Origin of the sequence: Pseudomonas sp. Z4-7 (genome assembly GCF_051131965.1) — a bacterium.
In the GTDB taxonomy this organism is placed as follows: Bacteria; Pseudomonadota; Gammaproteobacteria; order Pseudomonadales; family Pseudomonadaceae; genus Aquipseudomonas.
Map to the genome: position 1 here is coordinate 4,282,910 of NZ_CP071642.1, position 18,897 is coordinate 4,301,806.

16 protein-coding genes are annotated in these 18,897 nt (G+C 61.3%); 5 read left to right on the forward strand and 11 right to left on the reverse strand.

Going from position 1 to position 18,897, the window contains the following annotated elements; translation table 11 throughout:
• Positions 1–84 precede the first annotated feature (84 nt).
• The 11 genes from J3P91_RS19195 to mtnA all read right to left on the reverse strand — a co-directional run bounded on the left by J3P91_RS19195 (position 85) and on the right by mtnA (position 13,768).
• Positions 85–372, reverse strand: a complete 288-nt coding sequence (locus J3P91_RS19195; RefSeq protein WP_434601432.1) for a lipopolysaccharide assembly protein LapA domain-containing protein — start codon at positions 370–372, stop codon at positions 85–87.
• Positions 356–643, reverse strand: coding sequence for an integration host factor subunit beta (gene ihfB, locus J3P91_RS19200; RefSeq protein WP_434601433.1), 288 nt, complete (start codon positions 641–643; stop codon positions 356–358). Before ihfB ends, J3P91_RS19195 begins: the two co-directional genes overlap by 17 nt.
• A gap of 145 nt (positions 644–788) precedes the next feature.
• Positions 789–1,067, reverse strand: coding sequence for a hypothetical protein (locus tag J3P91_RS19205; RefSeq protein WP_434601434.1), 279 nt, complete (start codon positions 1,065–1,067; stop codon positions 789–791).
• A 202-nt stretch (positions 1,068–1,269) separates the two neighbouring features.
• Complete coding sequence (gene rpsA / locus J3P91_RS19210) at positions 1,270–2,958, reverse strand: 30S ribosomal protein S1 (RefSeq protein ID WP_186704721.1); 1,689 nt, start codon at positions 2,956–2,958, stop codon at positions 1,270–1,272.
• 119 nt (positions 2,959–3,077) lie between these two features.
• Entirely contained in the window at positions 3,078–3,767 is a 690-nt protein-coding gene (gene cmk / locus J3P91_RS19215) for a (d)CMP kinase (protein WP_434572729.1), read from the reverse strand.
• Positions 3,764–5,971, reverse strand: a complete 2,208-nt coding sequence (locus J3P91_RS19220) for a bifunctional prephenate dehydrogenase/3-phosphoshikimate 1-carboxyvinyltransferase (RefSeq protein ID WP_305501208.1) — start codon at positions 5,969–5,971, stop codon at positions 3,764–3,766. The genes cmk and J3P91_RS19220 overlap by 4 nt, the downstream gene beginning before the upstream one ends.
• A 28-nt stretch (positions 5,972–5,999) precedes the next feature.
• Entirely contained in the window at positions 6,000–7,112 is a 1,113-nt protein-coding gene (gene hisC, locus J3P91_RS19225) for a histidinol-phosphate transaminase (RefSeq protein ID WP_434601435.1), read from the reverse strand.
• Between the two features lie 12 nt (positions 7,113–7,124).
• Entirely contained in the window at positions 7,125–8,219 is a 1,095-nt protein-coding gene (gene pheA, locus J3P91_RS19230; protein ID WP_305499689.1) for a prephenate dehydratase, read from the reverse strand.
• Positions 8,219–9,304, reverse strand: coding sequence for a 3-phosphoserine/phosphohydroxythreonine transaminase (serC, locus tag J3P91_RS19235; RefSeq protein WP_434601436.1), 1,086 nt, complete (start codon positions 9,302–9,304; stop codon positions 8,219–8,221). Before serC ends, pheA begins: the two co-directional genes overlap by 1 nt.
• A gap of 301 nt (positions 9,305–9,605) precedes the next feature.
• A complete protein-coding gene (gene gyrA, locus J3P91_RS19240) occupies positions 9,606–12,269 on the reverse strand; it encodes a DNA gyrase subunit A (RefSeq protein ID WP_434572723.1) in 2,664 nt (887 codons plus the stop codon).
• A gap of 422 nt (positions 12,270–12,691) precedes the next feature.
• Positions 12,692–13,768, reverse strand: coding sequence for an S-methyl-5-thioribose-1-phosphate isomerase (gene mtnA, locus J3P91_RS19245; protein ID WP_305499687.1), 1,077 nt, complete (start codon positions 13,766–13,768; stop codon positions 12,692–12,694).
• Between the two features lie 106 nt (positions 13,769–13,874).
• Between mtnA and J3P91_RS19250 the strand changes: the two genes are divergently transcribed.
• From J3P91_RS19250 to J3P91_RS19270, 5 genes are all read left to right on the forward strand, one after another.
• On the forward strand, positions 13,875–15,206 hold the full coding sequence (locus J3P91_RS19250) for a TRZ/ATZ family hydrolase (protein WP_434601437.1): 1,332 nt from the start codon (positions 13,875–13,877) through the stop codon (positions 15,204–15,206).
• 60 nt (positions 15,207–15,266) lie between these two features.
• Positions 15,267–15,965: a bifunctional 2-polyprenyl-6-hydroxyphenol methylase/3-demethylubiquinol 3-O-methyltransferase UbiG gene (gene ubiG / locus J3P91_RS19255; RefSeq protein WP_305499685.1), complete on the forward strand. Its 699-nt coding sequence runs from the start codon at positions 15,267–15,269 to the stop codon at positions 15,963–15,965.
• A gap of 4 nt (positions 15,966–15,969) precedes the next feature.
• Positions 15,970–16,641 (forward strand): N-acetylmuramic acid 6-phosphate phosphatase MupP, encoded by a 672-nt coding sequence (mupP, locus tag J3P91_RS19260; RefSeq protein ID WP_434601438.1) that lies wholly within the window; start codon positions 15,970–15,972, stop codon positions 16,639–16,641.
• Between the two features lie 177 nt (positions 16,642–16,818).
• The gene (locus J3P91_RS19265) at positions 16,819–17,559 is read left to right on the forward strand and encodes a YciK family oxidoreductase (RefSeq protein WP_434601439.1); all 741 of its coding nucleotides are present in this window, start codon (positions 16,819–16,821) and stop codon (positions 17,557–17,559) included.
• 353 nt (positions 17,560–17,912) lie between these two features.
• A complete protein-coding gene (locus tag J3P91_RS19270) occupies positions 17,913–18,839 on the forward strand; it encodes a GGDEF domain-containing protein (RefSeq protein ID WP_434601440.1) in 927 nt (308 codons plus the stop codon).
• Positions 18,840–18,897 lie beyond the last annotated feature (58 nt).

An 18,897-nucleotide genomic window follows, 5' to 3' on the forward strand; every position in this document is an offset into this window, starting at 1 on the left:
TGAGGAACCCTTATTTCGCATCGGCTGCTAGCTACTGTCATGCCTATGACCGAGGATATAATTTCAAGCAGATTATAGGACTATTTAGTGTCCTGATCTTCGAAAACTTTTATTTTGTCTACCTAGAGCCATCGCGACAGCTACGCTAGCTGGCCCAATAAACATACCTATCAAGAAAGAAACGACAATATAGAGAGATATTGGGAGCGAGGCGGTAGTGAAGCTAAAAAAGTTCAGCTCTAAGCGCTGTTGATTTTCCAACACAAAAACAAGTGTTATCGCGATGATGGATGATAAAAAGAAAATCATAGCTATACGTTTTATTAATCGCATTTTACCCTCCAAACTAAACGACTCAATTTTCCTCCTCATTCACCCGATCCCTAAGCTCCTTCCCCGGCTTGAAATGCGGAACAAACTTCCCATCCAGGCTAACCGACTGCCCGGTCTTGGGGTTGCGCCCCACTCGCGGCGCGCGGTAATGCAAGGAAAAGCTGCCAAACCCGCGAATCTCAATCCGGTCCCCGGTCGCGAGGCATTGGGACATCTGTTCAAGCATGGTCTTGATGGCCAGCTCCACATCCTTGGACGAGAGCAACCCTTGATGGGTGACAATTCGTTCGATCAACTCCGACTTCGTCATGTTTTTCCCTTCTTTTTCAAGCAGCTAGGAAAATCGCTTCGAAGGTTTTAGCATGCCCGGAAGAATTTGAACAGCCCGGCTATTGACATATCTTCTGTACGTCGTAGGCGCCCTTTTTTCGTGCAGAGCAAAGAGAATCTGTAAATCAGCGACACATGACCAACATGGTACGGGTCACATAACCTGCCGGGTTGAAGCCAAAGGGGTATTGATCTTGGTCTTTTGCGTCGTCAGACCGGGTTATCACCTTGTAACCCGCGCCCTTGCACTCCTTGGCGGCCCGCTTCTGGCACTTCTCCCATCCGGAGCCCAACCCAGAGCAATCGATCTCGATGCCGCTGACACCGCGCACTGCGTGGGTCTTGGCGCTGGTAGCACAACCCGCCAGTATCAAAGCCATCGCGACCAATAAGAGCTTGTTCATTCAGATCCTTAGACAGGTCGACAGAGCACTTCCCAGGATATATTTGATTTACTTCATAAAAGAGACAGCGTGACGGGTCGGTTGGTTTCGCTATGCCTCGAAAGATCATAGCGTTGAGCCACCCATGACGCTTAGCTGTGGAGAAATCGCAGGCACAAAAAAGGGCGACCGAAGTCGCCCTTTTTCTATGGTCTGACAGAACTCAGTTCTGCTTTTCCATCTGTGCACGCAGCAGGTCGCCCAGAGTGGTAGGACCAGGAGCATCAGTAGCTGGCTTCTCGCGCAGGCTCTGGATTGCTTCTTTCTCTTCAGCATCGTCTTTCGACTTGATGGAGAGCTGGATTACGCGGCTCTTGCGGTCAACGCTGATGATCTTGGCTTCTACTTCTTCGCCTTCTTTCAGGACGTTGCGCGCGTCTTCAACGCGGTCACGGCTGATTTCGGAGGCTTTCAGAGTCGCTTCGATATCGTCGGCCAGGGTGATGATGGCGCCTTTGGCGTCAACTTCTTTCACGATGCCCTTAACGATTGCGCCTTTGTCGTTCTCTTGAACGTACTCGGAGAACGGATCGCTTTCCAGTTGCTTGATACCCAGGGAGATGCGCTCGCGCTCTGGGTCAACCGACAGGATAACGGTGTCCAGCTCGTCGCCCTTCTTGAAGCGGCGTACGGCTTCTTCGCCCACTTCGTTCCAGGAGATGTCGGACAGGTGAACCAGGCCGTCGATGCCGCCGTCCAGACCAATGAAGATACCGAAATCGGTGATCGACTTGATGGTGCCGGAGATTTTATCGCCCTTGTTGAACTGGCCAGAGAAGTCTTCCCATGGGTTGGACTTGCACTGCTTGATGCCGAGGGAGATACGACGACGCTCTTCGTCGATGTCCAGAACCATGACTTCCACTTCGTCGCCGACTTGTACGACTTTCGAAGGGTGGATGTTCTTGTTGGTCCAGTCCATTTCGGAAACGTGTACCAGGCCTTCAACGCCTTCTTCCAGCTCAGCGAAGCAGCCGTAGTCGGTGAGGTTGGTAACACGAGCGGTAACGCGAGTGCCTTCTGGGTAACGGGCTTTGATAGCGACCCATGGATCTTCACCCAGTTGCTTGAGGCCCAGGGAAACACGATTGCGCTCGCGATCGTACTTCAGAACCTTGACATCGATCTCGTCGCCAACGTTGACGATTTCCGAAGGATGCTTGATACGCTTCCAGGCCATGTCGGTGATGTGCAGCAGGCCATCGACGCCACCCAGATCGACGAATGCGCCGTAATCGGTGAGGTTCTTGACGATACCCTTGACCTGCTGGCCTTCCTGCAGCGATTCCAGCAGAGCTTCACGCTCGGCGGAGTTCTCGGCTTCCAGGACACTGCGACGGGAAACGACAACGTTGTTGCGCTTCTGGTCCAGCTTGATGACCTTGAATTCCAGCTCTTTGCCTTCCAGGTGCGTGGTGTCGCGCACTGGACGGACGTCAACCAGGGAACCTGGCAGGAACGCACGGATGCCGTTAACGTCGACAGTGAAGCCGCCTTTAACCTTACCGTTGATAACGCCCTTGACCACTTCCTCAGCTGCGAAGGCCGCTTCCAGAACGATCCAGCATTCAGCACGCTTGGCTTTTTCACGGGACAGCTTGGTTTCACCAAAGCCATCTTCAACCGAGTCCAGCGCAACGTGAACTTCGTCACCGACGTTGATGTTCAGTTCGCCAGCGTCGTTGTAGAACTGCTCAAGCGGGATCAGCGCTTCAGACTTCAGACCAGCGTGAACGGTTACCCAGCGAGCCTGGTAATCGATATCAACGATAACGCCGGTGATGATGGAGCCTGCCTGAAGGTTCAGGGTTTTCAAGCTTTCTTCAAAGAGTTCCGCAAAGCTTTCGCTCATTTTAATTCCTGTTGATTAGGGCGAAGTAAACGCCCATCTCCACACCCCAGACGATGTGGGTTAGTTTCATATAAAAGAAGCGCCGCAGGACTATGACTGGTCCCCTGCGGAGCTTCCTGTCACCCGGCGATATCGCGAAGCGCGATCTCGCTCATGATGCGTTGCAACACCTGATCAATGGACAACTCCGTGGAATCCAGCTGAATCGCATCGGCCGCCGGCTTTAGCGGGGCTACTGCGCGCTGGGTATCACGCTCGTCGCGTGCACGGATCTCATCTAGCAGACTCGACAGACTAACATCCTCGCCTTTGCCCTTCAACTGCAAATATCGGCGGCGAGCCCGCTCCTCCGCGCTGGCGGTGAGGAATATCTTCAGCGGCGCATCCGGAAATACCACCGTGCCCATGTCGCGGCCATCGGCCACCAGTCCCGGCGGCTCCTGGAACGCCCGTTGACGCTGCAGCAGCGCTTCGCGCACCGCCGGCAGCGCGGCCACCTGGGAGGCCCCGGCGCCAACGCTTTCGGTACGGATGACGTCGCTGACCTCGTCACCTTCCAGGATGATGCGCTGCAACTGGCCATCGGTGGCGGCGATGAACTGCACGTCCAGATGGGCGGCCAGGGCCTTGAGCAACTCCTCGTTGGTCAGGTCGACGCCATGGTTCTTGGCGGCGAAGGCCAGCAAGCGATAGAGGGCACCGGAATCGAGCAGATTCCAGCCCAGTTGCTTGGCCAGCATGCCGGCGATGGTGCCCTTGCCCGAGCCGCTTGGGCCATCGATGGTGATGACCGGTGCCTTGATGTTCACGACTGTGCCTCTTGTGCTACTCGAATACCGACCTGCGCGCACAACGCCAGGAAGTTCGGGAAAGACGTGGCGACGTTTGCGCAGTCATGGATGCGGATCGGCGCGCTGGCGCGCAGGGACGCAACACTGAAGGCCATGGCGATGCGGTGATCACCGTGACCATGGACTTCGCCACCGCCAATCTGGCCACCATCAATGATGATGCCGTCCGGTGTCGGTTCGCATTTGACGCCAAGGGCCAGCAGGCCGTCGGCCATCACCTGAATGCGATCCGACTCCTTGACCCGCAGCTCTTCGGCGCCGGTCAGCACTGTGCGGCCTTCTGCGCACGCCGCCGCCACGAACAGCACCGGGAACTCGTCGATCGCCAGGGGAACCAGCGCCTCGGGAATCTCGATGCCTTTGAGTTTAGCCGCTCTTACGTGTAAGTCTGCAACGGGCTCGCCACCCACTTCACGCTGGTTTTCCAGGGTGATGTCGGCGCCCATCAGGCGCAGGATGTCGATCACGCCGGTACGGGTCGGGTTGATCCCGACGTGTTCGAGTACCAGGTCGGAGCCTTCGGCGATCGACGCGGCCACGAGGAAGAACGCCGACGAGGAAATATCGCCCGGCACTTCGATGTGGGTCGCGGTCAGCTTGCTGCCCGATTCGACAGACGCGGTAGCGCCGTCAACGCTGACCGGATAACCGAAACCACGCAACATGCGCTCGGTGTGGTCGCGGGTCGGCGCCGGCTCGGTGACGGTGGTCTTGCCTTCGGCATACAGGCCGGCCAGCAGCAGGCAGGACTTCACCTGGGCGCTGGCCATCGGCATGGTGTAGGTCAGGCCCTTGAGCTTGTTGCCGCCGCGAATGGTCATCGGCGGGCGACCGTCAGCCGCGGTCTCGATCACCGCACCCATTTCCCGCAGCGGGTTGGCGACGCGGTTCATCGGACGCTTGGACAGCGAGGCATCACCGGTCAGGGTACTGTCGAAGTCCTGGGCGGCCAGCAGGCCGGACAACAGGCGCATCGACGTGCCGGAGTTGCCCAGGTAGATCGGGCCCGGAGCGGGCTTCAGACCGTGCAGGCCAACACCATGGATGGTTACGCGGCCGTGGTGTGGCCCCTCGATGACCACGCCCATGTCGCGGAACGCTTGCAGCGTTGCCAGGGCGTCTTCGCCCTCGAGGAAACCTTCCACCTCGGTCACGCCCTCAGCCAGGGAGCCGAGCATGATCGAGCGGTGGGAAATCGATTTATCGCCCGGTACACGAATCCGCCCACTCAGGGAGCCACCAGGTTGTGCCAGGAAAATCAGATCGTTGGAGTTCATAGCGTCCACATAGGCCCGACGGGCCAGGATTTTACTGAAATGCTCGCGGGCCACCCTGGCGCGCGTGAAAACGCCCAGCAATTGGTGCCCGTCCCCTGCATCGACCGCGTCGCGCAAGGCGTCGAGGTCGCTGCGAAATGTATCGAGTGTGCGCAGGACAGCTTCGCGGTTGGCGAGGAAGATGTCGTGCCACATGACCGGGTCGCTACCCGCGATTCTCGTGAAATCGCGGAAACCGCCGGCAGCGTAACGGAAGATCTCAAGATTTTCATTGCGTTTGGCCAATGAATCCACCAGACCGAACGCCAACAAGTGCGGCAAATGGCTGGTAGCGGCCAATACTTCGTCGTGTCGCTCGACCTGCATGTGCTCGACATCGGCCCCCAGCTCGCGCCACAGACGGTCCACCACCGACAATGCCGCGGGATCGGTCTGGTCCAGCGGCGTCAAAATGACCTTATGACGACGGAACAGCTCGGCGTTGGATGCCTCTACCCCGCTCTGCTCGGAGCCGGCAATCGGATGACCGGGCACGAAGCGCGCCGGCATGCCGCCGAACGCCTCGGTCGCCGCCCGCACGACATTGCCCTTGGCGCTGCCGACATCGGTGAGAATCGCTTGCCCGAGGTCCATGCCGGCCAACCGGGCCAGCAGTTTCTCCATGGCCAGGATCGGCACCGCCAGCTGGATCACGTCAGCCCCTTGGCAGGCGACCAGCAGGTCATCCTCGCAGCGATCCACCACGCCCAGCTCGACGGCGAGCCTGCGCGATTGCGGATCGAGGTCGACCCCCACGACTTCCCGGCACAGCCCGCTTTCACGCAGGCCCTTGGCGAACGAACCGCCGATCAATCCCAGGCCGACCACCACCAGGCGACCGATCATAGGTGTCGCAGGTTGCAGCGAGGTGACATCAACCACGAGCCAGGACCTTGCTCAGCGCCTCCAGGAAACGGCTGTTTTCCGCCGGCAGGCCGACGGTGACCCGCAGGTGATTCGGCATGCCGTAATTGGCCACCGGACGGACGATCACGCCTTCGCGCAGCAAGCCTTGGAACACCGGCGCGGCGACGCAGCCCACGTCGACACAAATGAAATTGCCCTTGGAAGGAATCCAGCTCAGCCCCAGCTCACGGAAGCCGGCTTCCAACTGCTGCATACCGGCCTCGTTCAAGCGGCGGCTTTCGGCCAGGTAGGCCTCGTCTTGCAAGGCCGCGCAGGCGGCGGCCAGGGCGAAGCTGTTCACGTTGAACGGTTGGCGCACGCGGTTCAGCACATCGGCCACCACCGCGGTGGAGAGGCCGTAACCGACCCGCAGCGACGCCAGGCCATAGGCCTTGGAGAACGTGCGCGACACCAGCAGGTTCGGATACGCGGCGAGGAAATCCAGGCCGTCGGGCAGGTCGCTGCCCTCGGCGTACTCGATGTAGGCCTCGTCCAGCACCACCAGCACGTGCTCGGGCACGTCCTGCAGGAAGTCGTCCAGGGCCTGGGCATCGAACCAGGTGCCGGTCGGATTGTTCGGGTTGGCGATGAAGACCACGCGGGTATTGGCGTCGATGGCGGCCAGCATGGCCGGCAGATCGTGCCCCCAATCCTTGGCCGGAACCACATGGGCATCGGCACCAACGGCCTGGGTGGCAATCGGATAGACCGCAAACGCATGCTCGCTGAACACAGCGTTCAGGCCAGGCGCCAGATAGGCACGAGCGACCAATTCGAGAATGTCGTTGGAGCCGTTACCCAGGGTCACCTGGCTCAGCTCGACGCCGCAGCGCTCGGCCAGCAGGCTTTTCAAGGCAAAGCCATTACCGTCGGGGTAGCGGGTCAGCTCGGCCAGTTCATCGCGGATCGCCGCCAATGCCTTGGGGCTCGCGCCCAGCGGGTTTTCGTTGCTCGCCAACTTGACGATGCGGGCCGGATCCAGATCCAGCTCGCGAGCCAGTTCGTCCACAGGCTTGCCTGGAACGTAAGGCGAAAGTTGTTGCACGCCTGGCTGCGCCAGTGCGAGGAAGTTGCCACTCATTGCTATCCGCCCTTAAAGAACTGCCTTGGGGTAGGAACCCAGCACCTTGAGTGCCACTGCTTCCTGACTGATTTTCTCCAGCACACCTTTGACCAGCGGATCGCGGTGGTGGCCGACAAAATCGATGAAGAACACGTAGGTCCATTTACCGCTGCGCGACGGACGGGTCTCGATCCGCGTCAAGTCGATCCCATTGTCGTGGAACGGCACCAGCAATTCGTGCAACGCGCCCGGCTTGTTGCTCATGGAAACGATGATCGAGGTCTTGTCGTCGCCGGTCGGTGGGACTTCCTGGCTGCCGATCATCAGGAACCGAGTGGAGTTGTCCGGACGGTCCTCGATTTTCTCGGCCAGGCGCGTCAAGCCGTAGAGGCCTGCCGCCATATCCCCGGCGATGGCCGCCGAGTTCCACTCGCCCTTGACCCGCTTGGCCGCCTCGGCGTTGCTCGACACTGCCACTCGCTCGACATTCGGGTAATGCGCGTCCAGCCATTTGCGGCACTGGGCCAGGGACTGGGCGTGGGAATAGATGCGGCTGATGCTGTCGGTCTTGGTGCTCTCGCCCACCAGCAGGTGATGGTGGATCCGCAGCTCGACTTCGCCACAGATCACCATGTCGTGTTCGAGGAAGCTGTCCAGCGTGTGGTTGACCGCGCCTTCGGTGGAGTTTTCCACTGGCACCACACCGAAATTCACCGCGCCGGCGGCCACTTCGCGGAAGACTTCGTCGATGGCCGCCATCGGCTTGCTGATCACCGCGTGACCGAAATGCTTCATGGCGGCAGCCTGGGTGAAGGTGCCTTCCGGCCCCAGGTACGCAACCTTCAGCGGCTGTTCGAGGGCCAGGCACGAGGACATGATTTCGCGAAACAGCCGCGCCATCTCTTCGTTGCCCAGCGGGCCTTTGTTGCGCTCCATGACGCGCTTGAGCACCTGGGCTTCGCGCTCCGGCCGGTAGAACACCGGCACTTCGCCTTCAGCCAGGGAAGCCATCTTCACCCGGGCGACTTCCTGGGCGCAGCGTGCACGCTCGCTGATCAGTTCCAGGACTTTTTCGTCCAGGGCGTCGATGCGCAGGCGCAGCGCCTTGAGTTCTTGCTCAGACATCAGCCGTGTTCCTTCTCGAACTCTGTCATGTAGGCGACCAGCGCATTGACGGCGTTGATGTCTACAGCGTTGTAGATGGAGGCGCGCATGCCGCCGACCGAGCGGTGGCCCTTGAGGTTCAGCAGGCCGCGCTCGTCGGCGCCGGCCAGGAACGGCTTGTCGAGACGGTCGTCCGCCAGGCGGAACGGCACGTTCATCCACGAGCGGTCGGATTTGTTGATCGGGTTGCTGTAGAGGCCGCTGGCGTCGATGAAGTCATACAGCGTGCGCTGTTTCACTTCGTTGAGCTTGCCGATGGCTTCGACACCGCCCTGCTCTTTCAGCCACTCGAACACCAGGCCCGACAGGTACCAGGCCAAAGTCGGCGGGGTGTTGTACATCGAGCCGTTGTCGGCCGCGACCTTGTAGTTGAGCATGGTCGGGCACAGGGAACGGGCGCGACCGAGCAGGTCTTCGCGGATGATCGCGACCAGGATGCCGCTAGGGCCGATGTTTTTCTGGGCGCCGGCGTAGATCATGCCGAAACGGGAGATATCCACAGGACGCGAGAGGATGTCCGAGGACATGTCGGCCACCAGCGGCACGTCACCGGTTTCCGGGATCCAGTTGAATTCCAGGCCACCGATGGTTTCGTTCGGCGCGTAGTGCACATAGGCCGCGTCCTTGGACAGGTTCCACTCGTTCTGGCCGGGGATCGCGAAATAGTCGTAAGGCTTGGCGGTGGCGGCAACGTTGACGTGGCCGTAGCGCGACGCTTCTTCGATGGCTTTCTGCGACCAGATACCGGTGTCGATGTAGTCGGCCTTGCCACTTTCCGGCAACAGGTTCAGCGGAATCTGCGCGAACTGCTGGCTGGCGCCGCCCTGTAGGAACAGCACTTTGTAGTTGGACGGGATGTTCAGCAGATCACGCAGGTCCTGCTCGGCCTTGGTCGCGATGGACACGAACTCATCGCTGCGATGGCTCATTTCCATGACGGACAGGCCCTTGCCATGCCAGTCGAGAAGTTCACCCTGGGCGCGCTTCAGGACCGCTTCAGGAAGCGCCGCCGGGCCGGCACAGAAGTTATAGGCTCTCTTGCTCACATCCAATCTCGCTCTGATCTGGTGGTCACTTAAATCTCTGATTTGCACCGCTCCCACAGGGCCTACCGCTCACTCAAGGCATGGATGAATCCGTGGCGAGGGAGCTTGCTCCCGCTGGGCTGCGCAGCGGCCCTCTTTGTTGTGAGCGCTTCGCACTCAAGCGGGAGCAAGCTCCCTCGCCACGATAAATCAAACAAGCCTCAAGAGAGGGGCAGCCCCATAGGGAATGTGCAGTGTCGCAAATTTTCAAACGGAACAAACAACAAGGGGGCGAATCTTCATCCGCCCCCTGTGTGTCCGCTTAGTCCTGCGGTTCTTCTTCGTCTGCGGCGGCATCGAGCTGTTGATCGCCGACGGCGTCATCGACATCGGCACCGAGGGTGCCGTCGAACGCCACGCCTTCCTCGCCTTCCAGCTCCTCGCCTTCGACTTCCGACGGCTCCTGGACCCGTTCAAGCCCGACCAGCGTTTCGTCGCTGGCGAGTTTGATCAGCGTCACGCCCTGGGTGTTACGCCCCAGGCTGGAGACCTCCGCGACACGCGTGCGCACCAGGGTGCCCTGATCGGAGATCAGCATGATCTCTTCGCCATCGAGCACCTGGACCGCGCCGACCAGACGGCCGTTACGCTCGTTGCTGACCATGGCGATCACGCCCTGGCCGCCACGCTTGTACTCGGGGAACTCACTGATGGCGGTACGCTTGCCGTAGCCCCGCGCGGAAGCGGTGAGGATCTGGCTGCCTTCTTCCGGAATCAGCATGGAAATCAGCTTCTGCCCTTCCGGCAGGCGCATGCCGCGAACACCGCGAGCGGTACGGCCCATGGCGCGAACGTCGGATTCCTTGAAGCGCGTGACCTTGCCGCCGTCGGAGAACAGCATGACTTCGCGCTCGCCGTCAGTGATGGCAGCGGAAATCAGCACGTCGCCTTCGTCCAGCTCCAGCGCGATCAGGCCGACGCTGCGCTGACGGCTGAAGGATTCCAGCGGAGTCTTCTTCACGGTGCCGTTGGCGGTTGCCATGAAGATGTAGTGGCCTTCGGTGTATTCCTCCACCGGCAGCATGGTGGTGATGTATTCACCCTCATCCAGCGGCAGCAGGTTGACCAGCGGACGACCACGGGCGGCGCGGGATGCTTCAGGGATTTCGTAGGTCTTGAGCCAGTACACCTTGCCCTTGCTGGAAAACAGGAGCAGCGTGGTGTGGCTGTTGGCGACCAGCAGGTGAGCGATGTAGTCCTCGTCCTTGACGCCAGTCGCCGACTTGCCCTTGCCGCCGCGACGCTGGGCCTGGTAGGCGGCCAGCGGCTGGGTCTTGGCGTAGCCACCGTGGGAAATCGTCACCACGCGCTCTTCTTCCGGAATCATGTCGCCCAGGGTCAGGTCGAGGCGCGCATCGAGGATCTCGGTGCGGCGCACGTCGCCGTACTCGGCGCGGATCACTTCCAGTTCTTCGCGGATCACTTCCATCAGGCGCGTGGCGCTGTTGAGGATGCGGATCAGCTCGCCGATCTGGTTGAGGATCTCCTGGTACTCGGCCAGCAGCTTCTCGTGCTCCAGACCGGTCAGGCGGTGCAGGCGCAGTTCCAGGATGGCTTGCGCCTGTTCCGGGGACAGGAAGTACTTGCCTTCGCGCAGACCGTATTGCGGGTCAAGGTTTTCCGGACGGCACGAGTCGGCGCCGGCGCGCTCGACCATCGCCACCACCGCGGTAGATTCCCAAGGGGTGCTGATCAGCGCTTCCTTGGCTTCCGACGGGGTTGGCGAGGCCTTGATCAGGGCGATGACCGGGTCGATGTTCGACAGGGCAACGGCCTGGCCTTCCAGGATGTGGCCGCGTTCGCGAGCTTTACGCAGTTCGAATACGGTCCGCCGGGTGACCACTTCGCGACGGTGACGCACGAAGGCTTCCAGCAGGTCCTTGAGGTTCAGGATCCGCGGACGGCCGTCGATCAGCGCGACGATGTTGATGCCGAACACGCTTTGCAGTTGGGTCTGGGCGTAGAGGTTGTTGAGGATCACCTCCGGCACTTCGCCACGGCGCAGCTCGATCACGACGCGCATGCCGTCCTTGTCGGACTCGTCACGCAGCTCGGTGATGCCTTCGAGTTTCTTTTCTTTCACCAGCTCGGCGATCTTCTCGATCAGGCGGGCCTTGTTCAGCTGGTACGGCAGCTCGGTGATGACGATCTGCTGGCGGCCACCGACCTTGTCGATGTCCTCGACAGTCGAGCGGGCGCGCATGTAGATGCGGCCGCGACCGGTGCGATAGGCCTCGATGATACCGGCGCGACCGTTGATGATCGCCGCCGTCGGAAAATCGGGACCGGGGATGTATTGCATCAGCTCATCGACGGACAGCTCGGGGTTGTCGATGAGGGCCAGGCAACCGTCGATGACTTCACCGAGGTTGTGCGGCGGGATGTTGGTCGCCATGCCAACGGCGATACCGCTGGAGCCGTTGACGAGCAGGTTCGGGATACGCGTCGGCATGACCGCCGGGATCATCTCGGTGCCGTCGTAGTTCGGCACCCAGTCGACGGTTTCCTTGTGCAGGTCGGCCAGCAGCTCGTGGGCCAGCTTGGTCATGCGCACTTCGGTGTATCGCATGGCCGCGGCGTTGTCGCCGTCCACCGAACCGAAGTTGCCCTGGCCATCCACCAGCAGGTAGCGCAGGGAGAACGGCTGGGCCATCCGAACGATGGTGTCGTACACGGCAGTGTCGCCGTGGGGGTGATACTTACCGATCACGTCGCCGACGACACGGGCGGATTTCTTGTACGGCTTGTTGAAGTCGTTGCCCAGTTCGCTCATTGCGAACAGCACGCGCCGGTGCACGGGCTTCAAGCCATCGCGCGCATCCGGCAGCGCCCGCCCGACGATCACGCTCATCGCGTAGTCGAGGTAGGACTGTTTCAGCTCGTCTTCGATATTGACCGGGAGGATTTCTTTGGCCAGTTCGCCCATGAGAAGCCTGATTCCTTTTTCTGGTGAAACCTCGCTACATCCAGATGGGATGAACGAAGCTCGCCGCTGCAGGACAAGTGCCGTGCAGCGACTTACGACAAATCAACGAGTTATGCCATGGATCTGCGCAGTAAAGGCCACCTCGCGAGGCAGCCTTGGAAACCGCCGGATGTTATCACAAGAGCCGCCACGCACCTATCCCCCTGATGCGCATGGTGCGTAGTTAGTTGACCGATGACAGGCTGGAACGGGACGAGAGGGGCTCAGAGGCGCTGAAACGCAGATTTTGTGGCTGGATTTGGATTTTTTCTGACTTTGCCGGCCCTATCGCGAGCAAGCTCGCTCCCACAATGGAGCCATATCGCAATCAAATGTGGGAGCGAGCTTGCTCGTGATGGGGCCAACTCAGGCGCCGAAAGCCTTCAATGCAACCGCTTGCGGCACATCAATTGGGCCATCTTGGCCGTATCCGGCCGCTCGACGATGCCCTTCTCCGTCACGATCGCATCGATCAGGTCCGCCGGGGTCACGTCGAACACCGGGTTGAACGCATCGGCATCAGCCCCGACCCGCTTGCCGCCGACTTCCAGCAGCTCGCGCCCGTCGCGCTCTTCGATCGGGATGTCATCACCGCTGGCCAGGTTCATGTCGATGGTCGAGCTCGGCGCCACCACCATGAAACGTACGCCGTGGTGCATGGCACAGACCGCCAGCTGGTAGGTGCCGATCTTGTTCGCCACGTCGCCGTTGGCGGTGATGCGGTCGGCGCCGACGATGACCCAGGTCACGCCCTTGGTCTTCATGATGTGGGCAGCGGCGGAATCGGCGTTGAGCGTCACCGGAATGCCCTCGTTCGCCAGCTCCCATGCCGTCAACCGTGACCCCTGCAGCCATGGACGGGTTTCGTCGGCGTAGACCCGTTCGACCATGCCCTCCAGAAACGCCCCGCGAATTACCCCGAGGGCCGTTCCGAAGCCGCCGGTGGCCAGGGCCCCGGTGTTGCAATGGGTCAAGATGGCCTGGGCGTTGCCCTGATGTTTGCGGATCAGGTCGACGCCAAGCTGGGCCATGGTCAGGTTGGCTTCGCGGTCACTTTCATGGATCGCAATGGCCTCGGCCTCAAGGACCGCCAGCGGTTCGGCATGCTCCTTCAAGCGTCCCAACCGGTCGCGCATGCGATCCAGCGCCCAGAACAGATTGACCGCCGTCGGCCGGGAATCGGCCAGCAAGGCGAAATCCGCTTCCAGCGCCGCTTGCCAATCGCCGCCCTCGGCCATCCGCGCCCGCGCCGCCAGCACCACGCCATAGGCGGCGCTGATGCCGATGGCCGGCGCACCGCGCACCACCATCGAACGAATGGCCTCGGCCACACCGGCCGCGCTGGTGTAGGCGATCCAGTTTTCCTCGAACGGCAAAACACGCTGATCCAGCAGGTAAAGAGCGCCATCGCGCCAATCGATGGCCTTCACCTTCTCCGCAGCCAACAGTCGATCGCGCATCCCTCACCCCGCACTCAAGAACAAAAGCCGCCGATTATAGCGATCCCTCCGCGAAGACGCTCGGGTATACTTCGTCATCCTTTATAACCCATGGAACCGTTCCACGATGCCCAAGCCTGCCGTTGCGCTCGACTTATTATTGCTGCCGACCTGGTTGGTGCCTGTCGAACCCGCCGGTGTCGTGCTCAAGGATCATGGCCTGGGCATTCGCGACGGTTGCATCGTGTTCATCGGGCCACGGGCCGAAGCCATGCAATGCGCCGCCACGGAGGTTCGCGAACTGCCCGGCATGCTGCTCAGTCCGGGCCTGGTCAATGCCCACGGTCATGCGGCAATGACATTGTTCCGTGGCCTGGCCGACGACCTGCCGCTGATGACCTGGCTCGAACAGCACATCTGGCCCGCCGAGGGTAAATGGGTCGACGAGGCTTTCGTCCGCGACGGTACTGACCTGGCGATCGCCGAACAGATCCAGGGCGGCATCACCTGTTTCTCCGACATGTACTTCTATCCCAAGGTGGCCAGCGAACGCGTGCATAACAGCGGCATCCGCGCGCAGATCGCCATTCCGATCCTCGACTTTCCGATCCCCGGCGCCGCCAGCGCCGACGAAGCCATTCGTCAGGGCATCGAATTGTTTGGCGACCTCAAGCACCATCCGCGGATCAAAGTCGCATTCGGCCCTCACGCCCCGTACACCGTCGGCGATGAGAACCTGGAAAAGATCCGCGTGATCGCCGAGGAACTGGACGCGGCCATCCACATGCATGTTCATGAAACCGCCTTCGAAGTGCAGCAGGCTGTGGATAACACTGGCGAGCGGCCGATGGCCCGGTTGGCGCGCGTTGGCCTGCTGGGGCCGCGCTTCCAGGCGGTGCACATGACCCAGGTCAGCGACGAGGACCAGGCGCTGCTGGTAGAACACAATTGCAGCGTGATCCATTGTCCGGAATCGAATCTGAAGCTGGCCAGCGGTTTCTGCCCGGTGGAACGCCTGTGGCAGGCCGGCGTCAACGTCGCGGTCGGCACCGATGGCGCGGCGAGCAACAACGACCTCGATCTGCTGGGCGAAACCCGCACCGCCGCCCTACTGGCAAAGGCTGTCGCCGGTTCGGCCACGGCCCTGGACGCGCACCGGGCGTTGCGCATGGCCACGCTCAATGGCGCCCGCGCGCTGGGCATCGAGGCGATCGTCGGCTCGCTGGAAGTCGGCAAGGCCGCCGACCTGGTGGCCTTCGACCTGTCCGGCCTGGCGCAGCAGCCCATCTATGACCCGGTGTCGCAACTGATCTACGCCACCGGCCGCCATTGCGTGAAACATCTCTGGGTGGCCGGCAAGCCGTTGCTGGAAGATGGCCGCCTGACGCGCATGGACGAATCGCAACTGATCGCCACCGCCCAGGACTGGGGCCGTCGGGTCAGCGGCCAGAACGAATAGCACACCCCTTGAGCCACGGCTCGGGGCAAATGATTTTTCAAGTTTTTCGAGGAACTGCACATGAGCAACGTCGACCACGCTGAAATTGCCAAGTTCGAGGCCCTGGCCCATCGCTGGTGGGACCGTGAAAGCGAATTCAAGCCGCTGCACGACATCAACCCGCTGCGCGTCAACTGGATCGACGAGCGCGTCGGCCTGGCCGGCAAGAAAGTCCTCGACGTCGGCTGTGGTGGCGGCATCCTCAGTGAAGCCATGGCCCTGCGCGGCGCTACCGTAATGGGCATCGACATGGGCGAGGCGCCGCTGGCAGTGGCGCAACTGCATCAATTGGAGTCCGGCGTCAGCGTCGAATACCGGCAGATCACCGCCGAAGCCCTGGCTGAGGAAATGCCCGGCCAGTTCGACGTGGTCACCTGCCTGGAAATGCTCGAACACGTACCGGACCCGTCATCGGTGATCCGAGCCTGCTTCCAGATGGTCAAGCCTGGCGGCCAGGTGTTCTTCTCCACCATCAACCGCAACCCGAAGGCGTACCTGTTCGCAATCATCGGCGCCGAATACATCATGAAGCTGCTGCCACGCGGCACCCACGACTTCAAGAAATTCATCCGGCCTTCGGAGCTGGGCGCCTGGAGCCGCATGGCCGGGCTGACCGTCAAGGACATCATCGGCCTGACCTACAACCCGCTGACCAAGCACTACAAACTGGCCGCCGATGTGGACGTCAACTACATGATCCAGACCCTGCGCGAGGAATAAGTCGATGCGTCTCAAAGCGGTTCTCTTCGACATGGACGGCACGCTGCTCGACACCGCGCCAGACTTCATCGCCATCTGCCAGGCCATGCGCGCCGACCGTGGCCTGCCGCCGATGAACACCCAGCACATCCGCGACGAGATTTCCGGCGGCGCCCGGGCGATGGTCGCAGTGACGTTCTCCATGGACCCGGAATCGCCGGGTTTCGAGGAGTTGCGCCAGGAGTTCCTCGACCGCTACCTCAAGGGTTGCGCGGTCCACAGCCATCTGTTCGATGGGATGGCCGAAGTACTGGCCGATATCGAGGCGGCGAATCTCATCTGGGGCGTGGTCACCAACAAGCCGGTGCGCTTCGCCGAGCCGATCATGCAGCAGTTGGGCCTGGCCGAGCGGTCGAAAGTGCTGGTCTGCCCCGACCATGTGAAAAACAGCAAACCGGACCCCGAGCCGCTGATTCTCGCTTGCAAGATGCTCGACCTCGACCCGGCCAGCGTGCTGTTCATCGGCGACGACCTACGGGACATCGAGTCCGGCCGCAGCGCCGGGACCAAGACCTGCGCGGTGACCTATGGCTACATCCACCCGGACGACAACCCCAAGCACTGGGGCGCGGATGTGGTAATCGACCATCCCCTGGCGCTGCGCGAAGTGCTGGATAACGCGTTGTGCAGTTGCTGACCTCGTTCGGCGAAATTGCTCTTGTGGCGAGGGAGCTTGCTCCCGCTGGACCGCAGCGGTCCCGAGTCTGGCGACGACTTCGTCGCCGAGCGGGAGCAAGCTCCCTCGCCACGAAAAGCTCATCTGCCATGACGACTCTGCGTGACAAGTACGTGCTGCCATTTGTTGAGGTTTTTTATGTTTGACTACTCCGCCCGCCCCGACCTGCTCGAGGGCCGGATCATCCTGGTCACCGGTGCCGGTCGCGGTATTGGCGCCGCCGCCGCCAAGGCCTATGCCGCCCATGGCGCCACCGTGTTGTTGCTGGGCAAGACCGAAGCCAACCTGACCCAGGTCTATGATGAAATCGAGGCGGCTGGTCATCCGCAGCCAGCGGTGATCCCCTTCAATCTCGAAACCGCCTTGCCCCATCAATACGATGAACTGGCGGCAATGATCGAGACCGAATTCGGCCATCTGGACGGCCTCCTGCACAACGCCTCGATCATCGGCCCGCGCACGCCGCTGGAACAGCTTTCCGGCGAGAACTTCATGCGGGTGATGCAAGTGAACGTCAACGCCATGTTCATGCTCACCAGCACCTTGCTGCCGTTGCTCAAACTGTCCAAGGATGCATCGGTGGTGTTCACGTCCAGCAGCGTCGGTCGCAAGGGCCGGGCCTATTGGGGCGCTTATGGCGTGTCCAAGTTCGCCACCGAGGGGCTTATGCAGACCCTGGCCGACGAAGTCGACACCGTAGCGCCGGTGCGCTCCAACAGCATCAACCCCGGCGCCACCCGCACCAGCATGCGCGCACAGGCCTATCCGGGAGAAAATCCGCTGAACAACCCGACGCCCGAAGAAATCATGCCGGTGTACCTGTACCTCATGGGCCCGGACAGTACCGGCGTCAACGGCCAGGCTTTCAACGCGCAGTAAGCGCCAGACTCGACGTCGCGGCGGTTTGCCGTCGCGGCGCGCCTCTCTTCGATCCCCCGGCCAGGCGAAACGCCAAAGCCCTGCCGCCCGTTGCTCACGCTACGAGCCTGCAACTTATTGATTCGTCGACAAGTTTTATCACTATGAACTGAATGGCACGACTTTCGCTCTAATCCATTCAAACACGCCGTGTCCGGCGAGTCGGGACATTGGGACGAGACCTCCGCCAGCACAGCGAAGCGGACTAGACTCAACTCAGTGTCCTTCGGGACTGATGGATCAGTACGACGCGCAGCCCAGAGCCGCTTCACCCCCGCCGGTCAGGACCGATTCAGTTCAGGGGCTCACGCCATATGAAAACGCCCACGCAGACCAATGCTATTGATTTCGACAGCGCCAAGTTGCAGCGCCTGGGCCTCACCCAGCCGTCGGCGCTCGTGACGCGGCCGATCAGCCTGACGCAGCTGCGCCAGCAATTGGGCCAGCAGTTGCAGACCAGCCTGGAGCCGCAAAGGATTCTCGGTTTGTTCTTCCGTGAAATCCAGCGGCTGGTGCCTCTGGACACACTGGTTTACCAGCACAAACCCAGCGATCTGCGCCTGGAGTTTGGCCAGCGCGGGCACCACAACCTCAGCTACAACCTCAGCCATGAGGGCGAGCATCTGGGTGAGCTGGTGTTTCGGCGCAACCAGCGCTTCAGCAGCGCGGAACAGAGCGACCTGGAGTCAATCCTGTCGGCGCTGTTTTTCCCGCTGCGTAACGCACTGCTCTACCGCGCCGCCACCCAGAGCGCCCTGCGCGATCCACTGACCGGCACCGGCAACCGCATTGCCATGGACCAGACGCTGGAGCGGGAAATCGACATGGCCAGGCGGCATATGCAGCCGCTGTCGTTGCTGATGCTGGACATCGACCATTTCAAACGCATCAACGACAGCCATGGGCACGGGGTCGGCGACGAAGTACTCAAGGCCGTTGCCGACTCGATCAAGGGCCAGTTGCGCAATGTGGATATGGTGTTCAGATTCGGTGGTGAGGAATTCCTGATCCTGCTGGCCAACACCAGCCGGGAAGCGGCAGCCATGGTCGGTGAACGACTGCGTTATGCCGCCCAGGCCCAGGATTATTTTGCCGACGGCACGAGGATCGAATTGACGGTGAGCCTGGGCTGCGCGACGTTGCTGCCGGGCGAGTCCGCTGAAAGTCTCGTGCGCCGGGCGGACAATGCGCTGTATGTAGCCAAGCGCGAGGGGCGGAACCGGTTGGCGATGGCGGGCTGAAACCAGGCCTCTCTGCTGGCCGACACACCGCTTTCGCGAGCAGGCTCGCTCCCACCCA